The organism is Saccharopolyspora sp. NPDC000995 (assembly GCF_053599315.1).
Window position 1 is genome coordinate 60,096 of sequence record NZ_JBSFLZ010000015.1, and the last position, 19,808, is coordinate 79,903.

The 19,808-nt window shown below is 68.6% G+C and carries 17 protein-coding genes and 1 pseudogene; 8 read left to right on the forward strand and 10 right to left on the reverse strand.

The annotated features are described in order from the left end of the window. Positions 1-188: 188 nt before the first annotated feature. Positions 189-476 (reverse strand): hypothetical protein, encoded by a 288-nt coding sequence (locus ACWDKQ_RS08215; protein WP_450138054.1) that lies wholly within the window; start codon positions 474-476, stop codon positions 189-191. A 506-nt stretch (positions 477-982) separates the two neighbouring features. On the opposite strand from ACWDKQ_RS08215, the pseudogene ACWDKQ_RS08220 reads away from it, so the two are divergent. Continuing rightward, positions 983-2,001: pseudogene (locus ACWDKQ_RS08220) on the forward strand (amino acid permease). A gap of 545 nt (positions 2,002-2,546) precedes the next feature. Further along, positions 2,547-2,996: a DUF3574 domain-containing protein gene (locus tag ACWDKQ_RS08225; protein WP_450138055.1), complete on the forward strand. Its 450-nt coding sequence runs from the start codon at positions 2,547-2,549 to the stop codon at positions 2,994-2,996. 576 nt (positions 2,997-3,572) lie between these two features. On the opposite strand, the gene ACWDKQ_RS08230 is transcribed toward ACWDKQ_RS08225, so the two are convergent. After that, positions 3,573-3,884, reverse strand: a complete 312-nt coding sequence (locus ACWDKQ_RS08230) for a nucleotidyltransferase domain-containing protein (RefSeq protein WP_450138056.1) — start codon at positions 3,882-3,884, stop codon at positions 3,573-3,575. A gap of 171 nt (positions 3,885-4,055) precedes the next feature. Here ACWDKQ_RS08230 and ACWDKQ_RS08235 point away from each other — a divergent pair, with 171 nt between their 5' ends. Both ACWDKQ_RS08235 and ACWDKQ_RS08240 read left to right on the forward strand, forming a co-directional pair. Further along, positions 4,056-5,099 (forward strand): 2,3-butanediol dehydrogenase, encoded by a 1,044-nt coding sequence (locus ACWDKQ_RS08235; RefSeq protein ID WP_450138057.1) that lies wholly within the window; start codon positions 4,056-4,058, stop codon positions 5,097-5,099. 451 nt (positions 5,100-5,550) lie between these two features. After that, positions 5,551-5,790 carry a LysR substrate-binding domain-containing protein gene (locus ACWDKQ_RS08240; RefSeq protein ID WP_450138058.1) on the forward strand — a complete coding sequence of 80 codons (240 nt, stop codon included), beginning with the start codon at positions 5,551-5,553 and terminating at the stop codon, positions 5,788-5,790. Between the two features lie 99 nt (positions 5,791-5,889). Here ACWDKQ_RS08240 and ACWDKQ_RS08245 read toward each other — a convergent pair whose 3' ends face one another. The 4 genes from ACWDKQ_RS08245 to narI form a co-directional block, all read right to left on the reverse strand. Next, positions 5,890-6,135 (reverse strand): hypothetical protein, encoded by a 246-nt coding sequence (locus ACWDKQ_RS08245; RefSeq protein WP_450138072.1) that lies wholly within the window; start codon positions 6,133-6,135, stop codon positions 5,890-5,892. Positions 6,136-6,215: 80 nt separating this feature from the next. Beyond that, on the reverse strand, positions 6,216-6,851 hold the full coding sequence (locus ACWDKQ_RS08250; protein ID WP_450138059.1) for a hypothetical protein: 636 nt from the start codon (positions 6,849-6,851) through the stop codon (positions 6,216-6,218). A 1-nt stretch (position 6,852) separates the two neighbouring features. After that, positions 6,853-7,833 carry a tellurite resistance/C4-dicarboxylate transporter family protein gene (locus ACWDKQ_RS08255; RefSeq protein ID WP_450138060.1) on the reverse strand — a complete coding sequence of 327 codons (981 nt, stop codon included), beginning with the start codon at positions 7,831-7,833 and terminating at the stop codon, positions 6,853-6,855. After that, complete coding sequence (gene narI, locus ACWDKQ_RS08260) at positions 7,784-8,515, reverse strand: respiratory nitrate reductase subunit gamma (RefSeq protein ID WP_450138061.1); 732 nt, start codon at positions 8,513-8,515, stop codon at positions 7,784-7,786. The genes ACWDKQ_RS08255 and narI overlap by 50 nt, the downstream gene beginning before the upstream one ends. Positions 8,516-8,763: 248 nt before the next feature. Here narI and ACWDKQ_RS08265 point away from each other — a divergent pair, with 248 nt between their 5' ends. Next, positions 8,764-9,999, forward strand: a complete 1,236-nt coding sequence (locus ACWDKQ_RS08265; protein ID WP_450138062.1) for an IS110 family transposase — start codon at positions 8,764-8,766, stop codon at positions 9,997-9,999. A gap of 29 nt (positions 10,000-10,028) precedes the next feature. On the opposite strand, the gene narJ is transcribed toward ACWDKQ_RS08265, so the two are convergent. Genes narJ through ACWDKQ_RS08280 form a run of 3 tightly spaced genes read right to left on the reverse strand, consistent with a single transcriptional unit; the run spans position 10,029 to position 15,945 of the window. Continuing rightward, positions 10,029-10,649 (reverse strand): nitrate reductase molybdenum cofactor assembly chaperone, encoded by a 621-nt coding sequence (gene narJ / locus ACWDKQ_RS08270; RefSeq protein ID WP_450138063.1) that lies wholly within the window; start codon positions 10,647-10,649, stop codon positions 10,029-10,031. After that, positions 10,646-12,214, reverse strand: coding sequence for a nitrate reductase subunit beta (narH, locus tag ACWDKQ_RS08275; RefSeq protein WP_450138064.1), 1,569 nt, complete (start codon positions 12,212-12,214; stop codon positions 10,646-10,648). The genes narJ and narH overlap by 4 nt, the downstream gene beginning before the upstream one ends. Next, on the reverse strand, positions 12,214-15,945 hold the full coding sequence (locus tag ACWDKQ_RS08280; RefSeq protein ID WP_450138065.1) for a nitrate reductase subunit alpha: 3,732 nt from the start codon (positions 15,943-15,945) through the stop codon (positions 12,214-12,216). The genes narH and ACWDKQ_RS08280 overlap by 1 nt, the downstream gene beginning before the upstream one ends. Before the next feature lie 846 nt (positions 15,946-16,791). On the opposite strand from ACWDKQ_RS08280, the gene ACWDKQ_RS08285 reads away from it, so the two are divergent. After that, positions 16,792-16,908: a hypothetical protein gene (locus tag ACWDKQ_RS08285; protein ID WP_450138073.1), complete on the forward strand. Its 117-nt coding sequence runs from the start codon at positions 16,792-16,794 to the stop codon at positions 16,906-16,908. A gap of 151 nt (positions 16,909-17,059) precedes the next feature. Beyond that, positions 17,060-17,374: a hypothetical protein gene (locus ACWDKQ_RS08290; RefSeq protein WP_450138066.1), complete on the forward strand. Its 315-nt coding sequence runs from the start codon at positions 17,060-17,062 to the stop codon at positions 17,372-17,374. A gap of 4 nt (positions 17,375-17,378) precedes the next feature. Here the strand turns inward: ACWDKQ_RS08290 and ACWDKQ_RS08295 are convergent, their stop codons facing one another. Continuing rightward, positions 17,379-18,899 carry a molybdopterin-dependent oxidoreductase gene (locus ACWDKQ_RS08295; RefSeq protein WP_450138067.1) on the reverse strand — a complete coding sequence of 507 codons (1,521 nt, stop codon included), beginning with the start codon at positions 18,897-18,899 and terminating at the stop codon, positions 17,379-17,381. A 72-nt stretch (positions 18,900-18,971) separates the two neighbouring features. Between ACWDKQ_RS08295 and ACWDKQ_RS08300 the strand changes: the two genes are divergently transcribed. Further along, on the forward strand, positions 18,972-19,292 hold the full coding sequence (locus ACWDKQ_RS08300) for a hypothetical protein (RefSeq protein WP_450138068.1): 321 nt from the start codon (positions 18,972-18,974) through the stop codon (positions 19,290-19,292). The last annotated feature ends 516 nt before the right edge of the window (positions 19,293-19,808 follow it).

The following is a 19,808-nucleotide window of genomic DNA, read 5'->3' on the forward strand; positions in this document are numbered from 1 at the left end:
TCGTAGGTGTTGGCGGCCGTCGGTTTCGAGTTTTGCCGCAGGACGGCCTTGGCAACTCGTTCCGAAGCCGTCATCGGCAGCCGCTCCCGGAAGGTCAAGTAGCGCGGGACTTCGAAGGAGCGGGCTGGTTGGCGCAGAAATCCGCCAGCTCGCGCGGTCGCCGCGGGACCACCACCGCGTGGGCCTTCTCACCGCGCAACTCGTCCGGTTCCGGCAGGACCGCGGCCACCTCGAACGCTGGGTGGCAGTTGCAGCACACGCTTGACCTCGGCCGCGGCGACGTTCTCAAAGCTGCAGCGGATCATCTCCTTGGTGCGTCCCGAACGGTAGACGCGGCCGTCGTCGTCCATCCGCGCCAGGTCGCCGGAGTGGAGCCAGCCTGCGCGGAAGGCACGTTCGGTGGCCTCCGGATCACGCAGGCGCACCAGTGCCGCGCGGCGAGGTCGGCGAGCTGGCGCGGCGTCATCGACGATCACGACTTCGCGCCCGGCGCCGCCTGGCCGAGGCAGCCGGCCCCGACCGCGGCGTCGTGGTCTTGCGGGTCATCCTGATGTCGCTACCGGTCTCAATCATGCCGAAGGAACGAACCACGGGACGCCCCAGCGTTGTTCAGCGCAGCGTGCAGGTTCGGCGGGATCGCCGACGCGCCGATGGAGCGAACCCGGTGTTGCCGGTCGTGCGGCGACGGTTCCTGGTCGAGCAGCAACTCAGGTAGGTCAACTCGTAGCGGTGGGCGTCGAGCTCGGCGGCGGTAGGTGCGCCGGCCCTGCCGCCAGTCGCTGACCCATCTCGTCTTGGAACGCCCTCGGCGATCAGACGCGGTATCCCGGGCCAGCGGCGGGGCAGGTCGTCGGTGCAGTAGGCCGTGAGCCTCCGCTCGTCGTGTTCCAGCGCCTCCACCGGCTACCATCCCAGCGCAGTGACCTGCGAGAGGGGCTGTCCCGGGGTGCGGTGACCACCATCATGTCCAAGCCCGCTCTCAATGGGCCTCGGGCCTGCGATCCCGGAGTGGGTCGCGACCGTGGTGTTCACGGTCGTGCTGACCGCCTCGAACCTGGTTGCGGTCCGCACCTATGACGAGGTCGAGTTCTGGTTTGTCGTGATCAAGGTGCTGGCGATCGTCGGGTTCCTGGGGTTCGGTGTGCTGGCCATCGTCGGGCTGCTGCCTGGCATCGAGCCGCCAAGCGGCCGAAACCTGTTCGAGCAGGGTGGTTTCGTCCCGAACGGCTGGTACCCGGTGCTGCCCGCGCTGCTCGTCGTGATCTTCGCGTTCAACGAGGCGAGGTCGTCACGATCGCCGCCGGTGAGGCGAAGCGCCCGGCGGAGGCGGCGCGAAAGACCATCCGTTCAAGCGGTGATCCGCATCCTGGTCTTCTACATCGGCTGGCCGCGGTGATCGGCACCCTGCTGCCGCACACCGACGCCGGTATCACCGACAGCCCGTACTCCGCGGTCCTCGACCGGCTGGGGATCTTGCACGCCGGGCTGATCATGAACCTGGTCGTGGTCGTGGCGGTGCTGTCCTGCCTGAACTCGGGAATCTACACGGCGTCGCGCATGATGTTCGCGCTCGCGGGCAACGGCGAGGCACTGCGCGTGCCGTCTTGCTCGACCCACGCTGGCGTACCGCTTGCTGCGGTGCTGGTGGCGGCGCTCGCCGGGCCTGTCACTGCCGGGGCGAACTACTTCGTTAGCATGGCAGCGGTTTTTGACTTCCTGGTAGACCCAAGCAGATCGATGATCACCTTGCTCTACCTGTCCATTGCGGAGACGCAGCTGCGCAGCCGGGCTCGCGCTCGGAACGAAGGACGCGACCTCGCAGTGCGCGTGTGGGGCTATCCGTACCTATCCTGGGTGTTGATCGTGGCGCTGGTGGCGGTGTTCGCACTGCTGGCGTTCCCCTCGACCAGGCGATCGCTGATCCACACCCTTGCCGTCGCGGCCGTGGCCGGGACGGCCGGAGCGGCTCGCCAACGGCGGAAATCCCGCGTCGCAGGCTGAATCCGGCGAGGCGCACCGGCGACCGGCCCCACCCGAGGTTGACCGGTGCACCATGCTGTTCGTTGCCGGGGAACATCGGTGTTGGAGGTGGGAAGTGCCTGCTGGGCTCGCAGAAGTCGGTCGCGGGGATCACCTGTCATCGCATTGCACGGTTGGTTCGGTTTGGGGGCCGCTTGGCGGCCGTTGCAGCCGTACCTGGACGGCGCTCGTTTCCGGTACGTCTACTTCATGGTGGCGTGGGGCAAGGCCGGCTTCCACGGCGAGATCAAGGGCAGCGAGGTGTGTTGGTCAAGGTTATCGCCGGCGAGCATGATCCGTCGCTCGGAGAGTCGAGGATGCGCGCGACGTTCGAGCAGTGGTACCCGAACTGCGAGATCGAGGTGTTGGAAAACGTGGGCCACTACGCGATCGACGAAATCGCGATCGCCCCCGCCACCAGCATCGAGACCTTCCTTGCGGGGTTCAGTAGTCGCCGTGCGTGGATGCATCCGGGTCGATATCCTCCGTCGGGCACGTGTATCCACTGTGGATGGAGAAAAACCCGGATGATCAAGTCGCCTGTTCGCCTGACCGCCGCGGTGCTTGCTGCTGGGCTCATCGGAGTGGGTGGCCCCGTGGCCTACGGCGCCCTCGCCGACGGGACGCCGGCCGAGCGGGCGGTCGGCGCGGCGTACCTGGAGACCAGCCTGCTCTTTGGCACCGCGATGCCCGGTGGTGGGGAGCCGTTGTCCGACGAGCAGTTCCACGCGTTCGTCGACGAGGTCGTCACGCCGCAGTTCCCGGGCGGGCTGACGGTTCAGGACGGGTACGGGCAGTACCGGGACTCGCACGGCGTGATCGAGCGGGAACGCTCCTTCGAGCTGACCCTGCTCTACCCGGCAGGTGAACAAGACGTCAAAGACCCGAAGATCGAGCAGATCCGCGAGGAGTACAAGAAGCGCTTCACTCAGGAATCGGTGGCTCGCATCGACGACCGCACCGCCGTCGACTTCTGAAGCCCGGCCGCTGTTACAGCCCGTCCGCGTCCGCGATCAGTTCGAGGGTGAATTCACCGGCAAGGCGGGGAGTTCGCTGGGTTCGGGCAGCCGGGAGCCCGACCCGTCGGGTGCGGGACCGCCGGTGCGATGGGCGGGGGCTGTGCGGATGAGAGGATGCCAGCATGCGGCGAAGGAGTCGAGGGCGTATTCGCCGCCGCCCTCCTTCGTGATCACCTGGCCGGTGGCCCGTGTGGTGCAGGCGTGGTGGGCCGAGGACGTGGGCGAGCGCCACGTGGTGGGCCGGGACCAGCGGCTTGGTCGGCGGCTTCCTGTACAGGGACTTCTTCGCCCAGTTCCGCCAGTGGCCGCGCAGTTGGTCCAGGTTCCAGGCGTGCAGACGGTGCGGATCGGGTCGAGCCCGAGTTGGTCCGGGGCCGGACAGCGCACGCTGATCCCAGGTTCTCGCAGCACCTTCCACATCACGGGGTTCACGTCGACGCCGCGGCCGCGTTGGAAGGACCAGCCGCTGTGCGAGGCCGGGGGAGGATCTGCGTCACCGGCTCGCCCAGGTCGCCATTCGACAGAACGCGCCGTTCATCGTTCCTGGGATAGTTGGAACAGCCCGCACCACGCCCGCCCAGCGGCCGTGGCGTTGCCGATGGCATGCATGACGCGCAGCCGACGCGACTCCCGGTCGCTGATGTCCCCATCCACCACGGCGATGAAGTCGATGTCGCTGCGGCCCGGCAGCCACGCGCCCAGCGCTGCCGACCCGACGGCGTAGCAGCCGATGATCCCCCCCCCGGGCAGCAGCCGGTCGGCCTCGCGCAGCATTTCGGCATGCTCGCCGCGATGGTCGCGGCATGCAGGACCATGCCGCGCCGCTGGTCCGCCGCCATCGGTCATGCCGCCAACACTCGTCGGTCCGGCCCGGCGTGCCCAGGCCCGCTATGCAGGACAGTTGCTTAGCGCGATTGGTTTTGTCGTCTTCGGTGACCCGAACGTCTTGCAACGGTTGCCCGGGCAGCGCGGACGGAGTGTGCTGGAGGGGCGGCAACGGAGCCTTCTGGAGGAGACATGCGTGCAGCCGTGTACCGAGGCCGCGAGGATGTCGTAGTGCAGGACGTGGCGGAGCCCTCGTGTTCGTCCGGGCAGGTCAAGGTGAAGGTCGAGCACAACGGGATCTGCGGAAGCGACCTACACGAGTACTACGCGGGGCCGATCTTCGTGCCGACCGAACCGCATCCGCTGACCGGGCAGCAGCTGCCCCTGACGTTGGGGCACGAGTTCGCCGGGACGGTCGTGGAGGTTGGGGAGGGCGTCCAGGACATCTCCGTCGGTGACCACGTGGCGATCGAACCGGTGTACCGCTGCGGCGAGTGTCCGCCTTGCCGCAGCGGGCACTACAACATCTGCCAGCAGATCGGCTTCCACGGGCTGATGGCTTCCGGTGGCATGGCCGAGTACACCGTGGTGCCCGCGTGGATGGCGCACCGGCTCCCGGCGTCTATCAGTCCGGAGCTTGGCGCGCTGGTCGAGCCGATGTCGGTGGCCTACCATGCGGTGCGCCTCAGCGAGGCGCGCGACGGGGACACCGCCGTGGTCTTCGGCGCGGGGCCGATCGGCATCGGCGCCTGGTTCGCTCTTCGCGGGCTGGGCGTCGAGGACATCACCATCGTCGAACCGTCGTCGGTGCGCCGCGACGCCATCTCCGCGTTGGGCGCTACCGACGTGATCGATCCGACCGCCACCGACCCGGTGAGGCACGTCCTGCAGCGCACCAGAGGGCGGGGTGTCGACGCGGCGTTCGACGCTGCTGGCGTGGAAAGCAGCGTCGCTGCTGGTCTTTCCTGCCTGGGGGCTCGCAAGCGACTGATCGCGGTGGCGATCTACGAGCATCCGCTGACCACGAACCTGCTCGAACTCGTCATGCGCGAGGCCATGGTGCAAGGCTCGCTGTGCTACACCTCCGACGACTACCGCGCGGTGATCGACCTGATGGCCCGCGGCCACTACGACACCACCGGATGGGTCACCCACGTCCCGATCGACCGGGTCGTCGAGGAGGGCTTCGCGGCGTTGCGCGCCGGCCGGAAGATGAAGGTCCTGGTCGACCCGTGAGCCCCGCCCGATGGGTCGTCCTGGGCCACCGGCGACAGGGGCGGCGCGAGACGGGTGCGGCGAACGTGATCAGCAGTGCACCGATGAACATGACGCCGATCGCAGGCAAGATCACCGGCACCGGAAACGCGCGCCGAACAGGAGTCCGAGCGGAAAGACGATCGCCGCTGCGATCAGGTACGCGATGACGCCCTTCAGCAGCCAGCTCCAGGCCCTACAAGCCAAGTTCCATTTGAATGGGAGACACCGGGTTGGTGCGGTAGACCACGGTCAGCATGAACAGGCCGATGACCACGGCCATTCCGGGCCCGATCAGCGTCCACCAGGGTTAGCAGTCATTCGGGCGTGCGTCACTCCGCTCCGGCGGCACAACGGGCATGGCCCACATAGCTCGCTTTGATCAACCAAGACCACGTTCTGCATCGTTGCGGACCTGGCCGAGGGGCGCTGGGTGGACAACGACATCGCCGAGGGGGCGTGCCGCCAGGTGTTCCTCGGGGCCTGCGCGGAAGCGGGGTTCTCCCCGCAGTTCGCCGTGGAGACCCACGCCTACCAGATGGCGATTCCCTTCGTGGCAACGGGAATCGGCATCGCGGTGATCCCGCTGCTGGGCATTGGGCACTGCCCGGTGGGCTGGCCGCGGTGCCCGTGGTGTCGCCAGCCCCGGTCCGGCGCATCAGCGCCGCGGTGAAGAAGCCGATCGCCGACCCCTCGGCGGCCAAGCGCACCGTCGAACTGCTCCACGCGCTCACGCTGGAGCCACCGGCCGTCGCGCGGTGACGGGTTGTGGTCAGTCGAGTTGTTCGGCCCCCGGCTCGGTGAGTTTGGCGGCCACCACGTCTCCTGGCTCGCCGGGCACGGCCGGGCGTAGGAGACCCTGGTGCACGAGCCGGTGGGCGGTCTGCTGGTCGCAGAAAGCCACGCCGTCGATGTACAGGTCCGGCTCGCAGCTGCAGGTGATTTGAACGCGGCCTGCGGCGACCGCCCGCAGGGTGGCGCGTTCCCGGTTGTTGAGCTCTACACGCACGTCGGGCATGTCCCCCATACCCCCTCCCGACGTCATCGGCGTTTGCTGAGTGTTCCAGTGGAGCGGTCAGTCGGACAGGGCGGAAAGACCTATCTCGTGATGGTCACGACGACGGGTCGGTGGCCCGGCGCTTGCGTGTCGGGTACTTCGGCGAGGGTTGCGCGCAACTGCCCGGCGAAGGTCACGTAGTCGATCCGGTTCTGCGGCGTCGATGCAGGGTAGGTCAGGCCGCCGTCCGGTCCGTTCGCGGCGGCCCAGCCGTCCCGCATGTGGGCCGGCAGCGGTGCCAGCTCCGGGGCGCCGGGGCAGGCGTTGGAGTCGCCGAGCAGGAGCTGCCGGGAGCCGGGCTGGTCCTTGTCCAGGATGCGGACCGTGTCGTCGACTTGGGTCCGCCGGAGAGCCGGGTCGGGCCGGTAGTTGAGGTGGGTCGAGTAGACCTGCGTCGGGCCCTGGGGTGGCGAGGGCTGCCTCGGCGAAGCCCGGCACCGGCTTCGGCACTGCAGCGGGGTCCACCGTGGGGAGCCGGGTGAGATCCGCTGTGCGTCCCGACGTCTTCCGCTGGACGTGTACGTCGCGGGCATCGGCGACGCTGTCCGGTGATCGTCGGCAACACCCAGCGCGTCACCCGCTACGTCGAACACGGTTTCGACGTAGCGCAAGGCGTCCCGGACGACGTCCACGACGCCTACCGGCACCTCGTCGACGCCGGGTACGCCAAACGTCACATCACCGCCTGAACCGCGGCTCCCTGAGGAAGCTGCGGACGGTGCCCCAGGCGGTAAGGCATAGAACCACCAGCGCGGGCCACAGCAGGATCCAGGCCGCGTCCGCCATCCAGGCGATGCCGGATGCCGCGGCGGTGCTGAAGCAGGCCGTGCAGGTCATGCCTAGGGGGAAAACCGTCGCCCAGCGGCGGAAGTTGTAGCGCAGGCGCGGCGCGAGCAGTTCGAACACCACCAGCACCAGGTACCAGCCCACGGTGATCGCCCAGAGCACGAGGTCGATGGTGCGCACCGCCGCAGCCGCCGTCGGCATCTCCAGCGCTTGCAGCCCAGAGTGCAGCTTGCCGGTCGCAACGGTGCTGATCGCGAGCGCACCTCCGGCGATCCAGTGATCCCCGGCACTGCGGCTGAGCTGCCGGAAGTCGAACCGGACGAGCACCGCGGCGTACAGCACCAGGCCGAGCGCAGTCGCACCCGCACAGACCCACAGCAGCAACGGAGATCGCATGTCGATGGCGAGCTGACCCGCCAGGACCGCCAACGACTGCGTCGCGACGCTGACCAGGAAGTTCACCCCGACGGTCGGGGTCCGCCACCCGCGCAGCACCAGCGGCATCAACCCTAGCCACAGCAGGGTCGCCGCCGCGAGGAACACCCAAGCGGCAGCCCAGAAGTGCAGGCCGAGGCCGAGAACCCCGGTGGCGGCTACGCAGGTCAACGCGGAGGGGCTGCCAGCCTCCCACAACCAGCGCTTGGTGTCGAAGGAAATCCGCGCCAGGAAAACCACCGCCAACACGCCCCACAAAGCGGCGGCAACCACCAGAAACACCAACGAGAGCACGGGAAAACCCGCCAATCCGCTGGCGACCGACACCACTCCGATGCTCATCACCACCGCTCCGGATTCGGGCGGTACGCGCTTCCAGTTCATCCGGTCAGAGCCGCTGCCAGCCTCGCGGCGACTGCCGGGTTCCCACTCGGTCACCGGATCGGCTCCGGTAGACGACGTACGGGCGGAACAGGTAGTGCAGCGGAGCGCTGAAGGCGTGCACGAGGCGGCTGAACGGCCACAGCACGAACAGGACCAGGCCGAGCAGCGCGTGCATCCGGTAGTCCAGCGGGGCGTGCGCTATCAAGTCCGGCTGCGGCTGCAGCAAGAAAATGCCGCGGAACCACGGTCCGATCGTATCGCGGTAGTCGTAGGGTCCGCGGACGCCGTTGTCGACGATGGTGGTCCACAGACCGAGGCAGATCGTGGCCGTCAGCGCGGTGTAGGTGAAAAAGTCGCTGCGGCTGGTCGCGCCGCGCACCGCGTGCGTGCGCAGGCGCCGCCACAGCAGGACCAGCAGCCCGGCCAGTGCGGCACAACCCGCGAACGTGCCCATGCCCAGCGACACCTCGTGGTAGTTCGACTCCGTCACGCCGAACACCTCGGTGAGCGGCTTCGGCACCACCAGGCCGAGCACGTGGCCGCCGACGACGAACAGCAGTCCATAGTGGAAAAGCGGGCTGCCGATCCGCAGCAGGCGGGACTCGTGCAGCTGGCTGGACCGGGTTGTCCAGCCGAACTTGTCATACCGGTACCGCCAAATCGTGCCGCCGATGAACACGGCGAGCACGACGTAGGGCAGCACGGCCCACAGCACGACGTCAAACGGGGTGGTCACTAGTGCACCCTCTTCCGTGCGGGCCCTTGGATGGGGTTTGTGGTAGGAACTAGGCGGAAGCCGGGGTGACGGCCTTTGGTGGTCGCCCTTCGTGGGCCTCGATGACACTGCCGCCCCGGGCTTCCCCGGAGCCGCTGATTGATGACAGAGGGACGCGCCGTAGAGCGCCGGTTAGTGACCACTCGACTGTCGGTTCCTTCGCCTCCGCCTGGCCCCTGCCCCACGATGCGAGCAGAGAGGCGACGGGGTTGTCGCTGGAAGAAGCATTGTTCTTCGTCGGGATCGACTGGGCCGCGGCCGAACACGCGGTATGCGTGCTGGATCAGACCGGAAGGCAGGTCGCGGCGTTCACCGTCGAGCACACCGCCGCCGGGTTCGCCAAGCTGGCCGCTCGGCTGGGCAAGTTCGGCGAGACCGACCGGATGCCGGTGGCCATCGAGCGCCCGGACGGGCGCCTGGTCGACGCGCTGCTGGAGGCCGGGCATCCGGTGATGCCGGTCAAGCCGAACGCGATCAAGACCTGGCGCGAGGCCGAGGTCCTCTCCGGCGCCAAGTCTGATCCCGGCGACGCGGCGGTGATCGCTGACTACCTGCGAGTCCGCATCCACCGGCTCCGCCCGGCGGTCCCGTACTCGGGGCAGACCAGAGCATCGCGTGTTCTGACGCGCACCCGGGGCGACCTCGTCGATGCCAGGGTGGCCGCGGTCAACCAGCTCGCCGCATTGCTGGACACGCACTGGCCCGGCGCCAAGGCGATCTTCGCCAGCCTGTCCTCGGCGATCGCCCTGGCCTTCCTGACCACATATCCGACCGCCGAGTCGGCGGCCTCGCTGACCGAGAAGCGCCTCGCGGCCTTCTGCGCCAAGCAGGGCTACTCCGGCAAGAAGCCCGCCGCCGTGCTGCTGGCTCGCCTGCGCTCGGCACCGGCCGGCACCACCGACCCCGACCTGACCGACGGCGTGCGGGCCGCCATCCTGGCCCAGGCCGGAGTGATCATCGCCCTCAACACAGCGATCAAGGACCTGGACCGCTCCATCGCCGAGAAAATGGCCGCTCACCCCGACGGCCAGGTCTTCGGGTCCTTCCCCCGTGCCGGGACGATCAACGCCGCCCAGATCCTCGCCGAGTGGGGTGACGCTCGAACCGCGTTCGACCACCCGGACGCCATCGCAGCACTGGCCGGGATCACCCCGGTCACCAAGGCATCCGGCAAGCAACGCGGGGTGTCGTTGCGCTGGGCATGCAACAAACGCCTGCGTCAGGCGATCACGACGTTCGCCGACAACAGCCGACATGCCAACGCGTGGGCCGCCGGGATCTACAACCGCGCTCGTACCGAGGGCAAGGACCACCCCCACGCCGTGCGCATCCTCGCCCGCGCCTGGGTCCGAGTCATGTGGCGCTGCTGGCAGAACCGAACACCCTACGATCCGACCCTGCACGGCGGCGCCCAACACACCACCGAACACCAGCTCGCGGCCTGATTTTGATCTAGAGGTTGACACAGGGGGTGTCATCGGCGGCCCTCCTGGAGGGGGAGCGGATAGGGCTGCAGTCCGACCTGCTCGGTCGGCGCTTGCGAGGGAGCAGCGGTGCTTTCGCGCTGTCGCGGCACGGCGTCGAGCACGGCTTGCACGGCAGGGGCGTATGGGGTCTCGATCTCGGCGAGCTTGCGGTGCAACATCTCGATCGCGGGACGGAAGCGGCCGAGCAGGCGCTCGCCCTCGCGTCGCCGCGGACCGGCGGAGAACTCCAGCAGGGCGGGCAGGTAGTCCGGCAGTTCGCCACCGGTGATCCGGTAGCCGTGCGTGCGGTACACGCCCGCCAGCTTGGCCAGCGCGCCGCCGCGCGAGCGGGTGTCGCCGTGCACGTACCAGGTCAGGTACAGGCCGCGGCGCGGGCTGGTGTCGAACACCTCTATGTAGTGCTGCTCTGCTTGCTGCGCAGGCGTCTTCCCGAGGTGCTGCAGGGTGTGGTGCAGGTGCTTCGCCGGGTCGGTCCCGGCGAGTTCGGCGAGGCATTCCCGCAGCAGGTCCATTCGCTGGGCTAACTCCGCGTCGGGGTAGTGCAGGCACCACGCGGCAATCTGGCGCACCAGCGCGCGCGAGCGGCAATCCATGCGGCGCCGCTTCACGACCGCTCCTCGCGAAGCGTCGGGAACATGCCGTCTGGGCGCCCGCTGCCGTCCCACACGACCAGGTCGGTGCTACCGGACCGCAGCCCGCCCATGCCGGGCCCGCCGTCCGTGTCCAGGCTGCACGTGGTCGCGATCGATTCCAGCTCGTGCGCGTCGCCGATGCCAGCGGTCGGGATGACGTAGCGCTCGTCGTACTTCGCGATGGCCAGCAACCGGTACATCGACTGGAGTTCCGCAGCGTCCAACCCGATCGCTCGCAGCGGTTCCTCGTCGGGCGGTTCGTCCAGGTTCAGCGACCGCATGTACGAGCGCATCGCTGCCAGCTTGCGCAGCGAATCCCGCACCGGACCGACATCGCCCGCGGTGAACAGCTCGGCCAGGTACTCCACGGGAATGCGCAGGGCGTCGATGGCGCCGAATAGGTTCCCGGTGTCCTCGCCGTCGAAACCGGTCTCCGCGACGGCGTCCACCACCGGCGACAGCGGCGGGATGTACCAGACCATCGGCATCGTCCGGTACTCCGGGTGTAGCGGTAGCGCGACTCGGTAGCGGCAGATCAGGGCGTGGACCGGGGAGCGCCGGGCCGCTTCGACCCAGTCGTGCGGGATGCCCGCCCGCTCGGCGGCATCGGCGACGGCGGGATCGTTCGGATCGAGGAAGAGGTCCCGCTGCACCGGGTAGAGCTCGTGCTCGTCGGTGGTGGCGGCCGCCTCGCCAACCCGATCGGCGTCGTAGAGCAGCACCCCGATGTAGCGCAGGCGGCCGACGCAGGTCTCCGAGCAGATCGTCGGCTGCCCGACCTCCACCCTCGGGTAGCAGAAAGTGCACTTCTCGGCCTTGCCGGTCTTGTGGTTAAAGTAAACCTTCTTGTAAGGGCAACCGGAAACGCACATCCGCCAGCCCCGGCAGCGGTCCTGGTCGACGAGCACGATGCCGTCCTCGGCCCGCTTGTACATCGCCCCGGACGGGCAGGACGCGACGCAGGACGGGTTGAGGCAGTGCTCGCAGATCCGCGGCAGGTAGAACAAAAACGACTGTTCGAACTCGAAGCGGATCCGGGTGCCCAGCTGCGTGCGCAGCTTCGCGACCACCGGATCCGACTCGCCGTGCTCGGGGGTGCCGCCCAGCGAGTCCTCCCAGTTCGGTCCCCAGCGGACGTTGGTCGGGCGCCCGGTGATCGCCGAGTTCGGACGGGCCACCGGGGTGTCGTCACCCAGCGGCGCTTCCAGCAGGTTCCGGTAGTCGTAGGTCCAGGGCTGGTAGTAGTCGTCGAGCTCCGGCAGGTCCGGGTTGGCGAACAGCGTCGCGAGCTTGCGCAGCCGCCCGCCGCCGCGCAGCTTCAGCCGGCCTCGGCGGTCCAGCTGCCAGCCGCCGCGCCACTGCTCCTGGTCCTCGTAGCGCCGCGGATAACCCTGTCCGGGGCGGGCTTCGACGTTGTTGAACCACACGTACTCGACGCCACCCCGGTTGGTCCAGGTCTGCTTGCAGGTGACCGAGCAGGTGTGGCAGCCGATGCACTTGTCCAGGTTCATCACCATGGCCAGTTGTGCCATGACGCGCATCAGTATTCGACCTCCTGGTTGCGGCGGCGGATGACGGTGACCTCGTCGCGCTGGTTGCCGGTCGGGCCGTGGTAGTTCAGCGCGAATGACTGCTGCGCGTAGCCGCCGATGAGGTGGGTCGGCTTGACCTGCACGCGGGTCAACGAGTTGTGGATTCCCCCGCGCCTGCCGGTGGTTTCGCTCTTCGGCACGTTCACCGTCCGGTCCTGCGCGTGGTACATGAAAACGGTTCCGGTGGGCATCCGGTGCGAAACGACCGCGCGGGCGACCACGACGCCGTTGCGGTTGACGGCCTCGACCCATTCGTTGTCGGAGACACCGATGGCCGCCGCGTCGGCTGGGCTCATCCAGAACGTCGGGCCACCCCGGGAGAGCGTCAGCATGATCGGGTTGTCCTGGTATTCGCTGTGGATCGACCACTTCGAGTGCGGCGTCAGGTAACGCACCACGACTTCGGCGGTGCCGTCGGGGCCGAGTCGGCGTTCCCCGCACAGCCGGTGCAGGTCCAGCGGCGGCCGGTACAGCGGCAGCTGCTCGCCGAGTTCGGCCATCCAGTCGTGGTCGAGGAAGAAGTGCTGGCGTCCGGTGAGGGTGTGCCAGGGCTTGAGCTGCTCGACGTTGATGGTGAACGGAGCGTACCGCCGCCCGCCGGACTCGTCGCCGGACCACTCCGGGCTGGTGACCACCGGAACCGGCCGGGACCTCGTGTCGGCGAAGGTCACCCGGTGTCCGATGTGGTGGGTGGAGATGTGGGTGAGGTCGCGGCCGACCCGGTCGGCCAGCACCCGGAACCCCTCGTTGGCCAGCCGGCCGTTGGTGGTCCCGGACAGCGCGAGGATCGCGTCGGCGGTCCGGCGATCGGTGTCCAGGAGCGGGCGCCCGGCGGCCGGTCCGCCCGCCGCGACCCCGTTCGACTCCGCCAGCCACGCCAGTTCCGGGCCGACCTCGACGGTGTAGCCCTTCGTCGTAGTGCCGAGCTTGTCCAGTAGCGGCCCGACCGCGCCCAGCTTGGCGGCGACCGCCGGGTAGTCGCGTTCGACGACGGTGAGCGCCGGCATCGTCCGGCCGGGGACGGGGTCGACGTCGCCGCGGCGCCAGTCGCGCAGGACCCCGCCCGGTTGCGCGGCTTCGCCGGGGGTGTCGTGGCCGAGCGCCGTCGCCACCACGTCCCGCCGGACGCCGAGGTGGTGCGTGGCGAGTTCGCTGAACCTGGCGGCGATGGCGTGGAAGGCGTCGAAGTCGGTCCGGCACTGCCAGGGCGGGTTGACGGCCGCGTTGAACGAGTGCACGTAGGGGTGCATGTCCGTGCTGGACAGGTCGTGCTTCTCGTACCAGGTCGCGGCGGGCAGCACGACATCGGAGAACAGCGTCGTGCTGGTCATCCGGAAATCCAGCGACAGCAGCAGATCGAGCTTGCCCACGGCCGCATCCGAACGGTGCACCTCGACCGGTGGCTGCTCGGGCTCGGTCGATCGCGGTGACGCGTCGGTGCCCAGGAGGTGCTTGAGGAAGAACTCGTTGCCCTTGGCGGACGAGCCCAGCAGGTTGGAGCGCCACACGGTCAGCACCCGCGGCCAGTTCGACGGCGCATCCGGGTCCTCGCCCGCGAAACCCAGCCGCCCGGCCTGCAGCTCCCGCACGACGTGCTCGCCGGGTTCGAGTCCGGCCGCAGCGGCCTCGTCGGCGAGGTCCAGCGGGTTGCGGTCGAAGGTGGGGTAGGACGGCATCCAGCCCGCGCGCGCCGAGCGGGCGAGGCAGTCGGCGGCCGTGGCTCCGGCGAGCGTCCCGGCCGAGCCGGGCCAGGCGAGCGCGTCCGCCGTGAGCCCGTCGTAGCGCCACTGTCCGGTGTGCAGGTAGAACCAGGCGGTGCCGATCATCTGGCGCGGCGGGCGGTGCCAGTCCGCCGCCGACGCCAGCGTGGCCCAGCCGGTCAGCGGCCGGACCTTCTCCTGACCGACGTAGTGCGCCCACCCGCCGCCGTTGCGCCCTTGGCAGCCGGTGAGTAGCAGCAGGGTCAGGAACGTCCGGTATACCTCGTCGGAGTGGAACCAGTGGTTGGTGCCCGCGCCCATGAGGATCATGCACCGCCCCTGGGAGCGGATCGAGGTCTCGGCGAGCTCCCGGGCGATCCGCGCGGCCCGACCTGCGGGCACCGACGTGATCTGCTCCTGCCAGGCCGGGGTGCCCGGCGAGTCCGAGTCGTCGTAGCCGGACGGCCATTCGCCCGGCAGGCCGTCGCGGGCGACCCCGTACTGCGCGAGCAGCAGGTCGAACACGGTCGTCATCAGCGGGCCGTCGGGGCGCAGCCGGATCGCCGGGACGCCGCGGATGATCGCCGCACCGCTGCCGTCCGGCGCGTCGAAGCGGGGCAGCATGACCTCGACAGGCTCGCTGTCGTGGCCGTGCAGGCTCAGACGCGGGGTGACGGCGCCGAGGTCGAGGTTCCATCGCCCATTTTCGCCGTCGTTCCAACGAAATCCGAGCGAACCGTTGGGCACCACGGGCTCGCCCGTCGCGTCGTCGAGGAGCACTGTCTTCCACTCCTCGTGCCGGCCTTCGCGGCCGATGTCGGCGGCGGTGACGAACTTCCCCGGCACGAGTCGGCCGCCGCGTTCGACCAGGCTGACGAGGAATGGCAGGTCGGTGAAGCGCCGCACGTAGTCGGTGAAGAACGGCGTCGGACGGTCAACGAAGAACTCCTTGAGCACCACGTGGCCCATCGCCACGGCCAGCGCCGCGTCGGTGCCCGGGTGCGGCGCGAGCCACTCGTCTGCGAACTTGGTGTTGTCGGCGTAGTCGGGCGAGACGACGACGACCTTCTGGCCCCGGTAGCGCGCCTCGGTCATCCAGTGCGCGTCGGGCGTTCGGGTGACCGGCACGTTGGAGCCCCACATCATGAGGTACGCGGCATCCCACCAGTCCGCCGACTCCGGCACGTCGGTCTGGTCGCCGAACACCTGCGGCGAGGCCACCGGGAGGTCGGCGTACCAGTCGTAGAACGACAGCATCGGCGCGCCGATGAGCGCCATGAACCGCGACCCCACGGCGTGCGAGACCATCGACATGGCCGGGATCGGGGAGAACCCCGCGATGCGGTCCGGGCCGTGTGCGGCGATCGTGTGCACGTGCGCGGCAGCGATCATCTCGACCGCCTCGTCCCAGGAGATGCGGACCAGCCCGCCCTTGCCGCGGGCCCGCTGGTAGCGCTGCCTGCGCTCAGGATCGTCCACAATGGACTGCCATGCGGCGACGGGATCGCCGCTCTCCCGCCGGGCCTCGTGGTACATCTCCACCAGCATGCCGCGGGCGTGCGGGTAGCGGATGCGGGTGGGGGAGTAGGAGTACCAGGAGAACGAGGCCCCGCGAGGGCAGCCGCGCGGTTCGTACTCGGGCCGGTCCGGGCCGACCGACGGGTAGTCGGTGTCCTGCGTCTCCCAGGTGATGATGCCGTCCTTGACGTAGACGTTCCACCGGCAGGACCCGGTGCAGTTCACGCCGTGGGTGGTGGGCACCACCTTGTCGTGGCTCCACCGGTCGCGGTAGAAAACGTCGCCCTCGCGGCCGCCGCTGCGGTACACCGCATGAAGATCGGCAGAGGTGTCCTCTTTGGACACCAGTCGGCCGATTCTGAGTAGCGCGTCACCGGCCGCGCCCGCGGTTTGACCCCCGGTCCGGCCATCGGTGAATTGTCCGGGAACTCCGCCGGAGTTCCGGATCGGTGCTGCGCACATGGTGACTTCTCCCGATCTCGCGGAGAAACGATGAGGCGAATTCGGTGTCGGTTCGCGGGTCCCAATTTACGACCGGATTAGCCGCCTTGCAGCGAGATCAAATATGGGAAACTTCACACTCGGTTAAGAGGGAGAGCTCTCGGTGACCAGTTTGTGCGGCCATGCTTCCCGTATTTCTTTTGTCCAATTTATCAATGCATCGGGATGTCATTAATAGTAGATGGTCGGGTCTTTTGCGCTGCCGGGCGCCCTCTGCTTGGTATATACCAAAATTCTTTGGAATTGCTTTGGGAACCTTTGGGGGGATTTCGGGAGAACCCTTCTTGTGCCGTTATGTCCTTGTTTGGAGACTGTCCCCCTATTTGGGTTATGCATCCCAACATTGGCCGTCAATCGATTGGTCTAATCGCTCGCGTGTTCCCGATGGGGCAGGGCCGGTGTCCGCGACCGCCGGTCCTGCGGCGCGGACCGGACGGCGGAGCGGGGTTGATTCATTCGGTGGACCAGGTCCGGACCAGGTCTCTCCTCGAGGACCGTCCGACGTGGATTAGCGTTTTGGGGTTCGTCGCCGTGTACAACCTGGGCCCGTGGGCGTTTGCGGGTGGTGCAGCCCCGAAAGCGTCCATGAGAATCCGGGGTCGATCTCGCGGTGCTGGACTGCCTGGGCTGCTGACGCCTGGTGAGGCGGAGTTGCTGCCTGCGGCGGGTGGTGTGAGGCGTGGTGTGGGGCCGGAGCCGGCCATGCTGCGCGCACAGTAAGGACCAGTCCCACCGAATGGTGTTCGATTCGGCGGTGCCGGAGGATTCGCACGGATGGCCGGGACCGTCGAGTAACTGCCCGCGGCGCTGCGCGCCGAGTTCGCCGACGAGATCCGGGCCCATCCGCTGCGGCGGGAGATCGCAACGACCGCGCTGGCCAACGAGATGATCAGCCGGTTGGGGTCGGGGCTCTGCGCCGCCTGATGCAGCTCACCGGGGACCTCAGCGCGCCGTTCCGCGTCTACGTCGCGAGGCCGGGCCTGCCGTGCAACGCCGCGGAGCTGGAGGGCCTCGCGGACTGACCATCTCTTGTGGACGCTCAGCGCTGCCGGGATCCCGAAACGAGCTCCAGCTCGTGGCGCCAACGAGCCGACCACCTCCTGGGATTTCGCCGTCCATCGCGCTTTTGCGCGAGACGGGACGCACCGAGCCCGAACTGGCGGCGGGCTATATCGACGGGCGTCGACGCGGCGATCAGGCGTGCATCGAGACGTTCTCTGCCTGGCTGCTTGGCACCCTCCGGCAGGCCTTGCGCGTGCAGTCTGCCGTCGACATCTACGGGCTCGTGCAACATCGACGTCTACGCCAAGCTCACCTGGGAACGCTGTTGGTCGCCGGATCAAGTCGAGCATTGGTGGGGCGCAGCGCTGACCGGGAGCTCCTCGGTTAGCAGGTCAACTGGTGCAGGTGAACTCCACGGCGTGCCAGCCGGTTGCGCCGTCCGGGACGACCGGGCGGCGCTCCGGTGTCTGCGTCCTGCCGGTCCGGTCGGTGGCGCGGCATTCCACGACGTGACCACCGGGCGGGAGGTCCAGGGCGGCGCGCCACATCCGCCAGGTGTCCCGGCTGACGTCGGTGGCGAGTTCGGCGGGCTGCCACCGGCCGCCGTCGGCGCGGACCTCGACCCGATCGATTCCGGTGTGCTGAGCCCAGGCGATACCGGCCATCGTGACCGGCCCGGCGGGCACGACCGCTCCCGCCCGGGGGCGGTCGATGCGGGACTCGGTTTTGATCGGCGCTTGCCGGGCCCAGCCCCGCCGCTCCCAGTAATGCTGCCGGGCGAAGGTGGTGACCTCGGCGTCGACCAGCCACTTGGTCGCCGACACGTAGCCGTACAGCCCGGGAACGACCATCCGGACCGGAAAACCGTGCTCGGTGGGCAGCGGCTCGCCGTTCATGCTGACGGCGAGCAGGCAACCCCGGTCCGGTTCGAGCAGCGCGTCCAATGGCGTGCCCGCGGTGTAGCCGTCGACGCTGGTGGTGAACAGTTGCTGAGCGCCTGGCCGGACTCCGGCCTCCAGCAGGAGGTCGCGCACCGGCACTCCGACGAACGTGGCCGTGGAGATCAGCCCGCCTCCGACCTCGTTGGACACGCAGGTGATCGTGATAGTGCGGGCTTCGACGCGGCGCTGTAGCAGTTCGTCGTAGCTCAGCACCAGTTCCCGCCGCACCATGCCGTGCAACCGGAGCCGCCAGTCCTCGGCGCGGACCTGCGGCACCACCAGCGCGGTGTCGACCCGGTAGAAGTCCCGGCTGGAGGTCAGGAACGTCGGTGTGCCTGAGGCGACGAAGTCGGCGCCGGGCGGGATGGGCGGCACCAGGACCTTCGGGATGCGGGCGGCTGCCGCGAGCTGCGAAGAGATCACGCCCGCGCCCCGTTGCAGGAACCCGCCGACGATTCCGGCCGCTCCCGCGCTGAGCACCACCAGGGACGAGGTGATCAGGAACCGTCGGCGGCCCACGTCCACCTCGGCCGGGGCTTCACTCGCCATCTCCGCGGTGTGGTGTAGCAACCGGAACACGACGAGACCGACCACCAATGACGTCAGCGCTGCCGCCACACCGTCCCTGGGGCGGGACATCGCGGCTGCCACTCCGACGAGCCCGAACAGGCCGATCACGATCGCTCCTGGCCACCAGCGCCGCCGGGAAAGTAGTCCCGCGAGCGCTGCCAGCAGCGCGATCACGACTACCATTCCGGTCTGCAGCGCCAGCTTGTCGGCGGTGCCGAACAGCGAGATTGCGAGTTCCTTCACCGGCTCCGGCGTCAGGTCGACGAACGCGCCGCCCACCGCCACGAACGGTGCCGGGCTGTCGGCCAGGCCTGCCGCGAGGTGTCCCGCGCCGAGCGCGGCGCCTGTGGCGAGCAGGCCGACCACGGCGGCGCGCAGCCGTGGGATCGGTAGCGAGTTCATACTTCCCATTCGACGCCGCCCACCCCCGCATGCGCCACCGGCCGCAAGTCCTCCGGCCGGTGCCGATGGCCCTTGCCTTCGGGCGGGCGAATTCTGGTAACCGGTGGGGTCGGTTCCATCGAATCCGCCGCCGCAGTAGCCGACCGCGGGTACGAGGTCGTGCTGCTTGGTGCGTTCCTTCCTCCGACGCGGGGGATCGAGCCCGGGGCGCGCCACCGGGTGGTGCACGGCGGGGCGCGGGAGATCGAAGTGGTGTGCGAGTTGCTCGACAGCGCGAACTCAGCGCTCAGTCTGGCCGAAGACGGGCGTTGGGGGGTGGTTGGTTTCCGTTCGGCCGCCGACGCGCAGCTGCTGTGCGTGGTTCCCGCCTCTCGCTCCGACACAGCTGCGTGAGATTTGGCGACGCTGCGTGCCGCATGCCTGCACGGGGGGCCGCGTTGCCGCGGCTGACCGATGTGGATACGTGGAGGACGCGGTGCGGGTTGCGGACCTGCTGCCGGCTTTGCGATTCGTCGCGAGCTTGCCGACCCCGTCGACGTGCCGGAACGTCGCCGACCGGCGACGTGGGAGAACGGCCGTGCCGGATTGTCCAGGACTATGTTGACGGCGCCCCGTGAAGACATTGAAGATCCACCGGTACGAACGGCTAAAGAGTCCTTAGTAGACTCTCAAGGGAAGCCGAAAAATGGATCTGGACGTCGGGATTCGTTCTGATGGCGCGAAATTCCCCTTATTTCTCGAAAATTTTGCTCCGAACGGGCAGTTTTTCCGTTGTCCCGTCTGAATTGTCCCGCCGATCCCGTTTAACATGAACGTAACTATTCACGTGGTTGGGAGAGGCGTTGGTCCCCAAGGGTTTCCTGTGACGGCGGCAGCGATGGCTTCGAAGGCGTTGATGCCGTGCTTGCG

What these genes read in the sequence shown, in the direction of transcription:
- ACWDKQ_RS08235 (WP_450138057.1), top strand. Translation starts at nt 4,056, where the DNA reads ATGCGTGCAGCCGTGTACCGAGGCCGCGAGGATGTCGTAGTGCAGGAC.
- narH (WP_450138064.1), bottom strand. Translation starts at nt 12,214, where the DNA reads ATGCGCGTCATGGCACAACTGGCCATGGTGATGAACCTGGACAAGTGC.
- ACWDKQ_RS08280 (WP_450138065.1), bottom strand. Translation starts at nt 15,945, where the DNA reads ATGTGCGCAGCACCGATCCGGAACTCCGGCGGAGTTCCCGGACAATTC.
- ACWDKQ_RS08225 (WP_450138055.1), top strand. Translation starts at nt 2,547, where the DNA reads ATGATCAAGTCGCCTGTTCGCCTGACCGCCGCGGTGCTTGCTGCTGGG.
- ACWDKQ_RS08230 (WP_450138056.1), bottom strand. Translation starts at nt 3,884, where the DNA reads ATGACCGATGGCGGCGGACCAGCGGCGCGGCATGGTCCTGCATGCCGC.
- ACWDKQ_RS08245 (WP_450138072.1), bottom strand. Translation starts at nt 6,135, where the DNA reads ATGCCCGACGTGCGTGTAGAGCTCAACAACCGGGAACGCGCCACCCTG.
- ACWDKQ_RS08295 (WP_450138067.1), bottom strand. Translation starts at nt 18,899, where the DNA reads ATGAACTCGCTACCGATCCCACGGCTGCGCGCCGCCGTGGTCGGCCTG.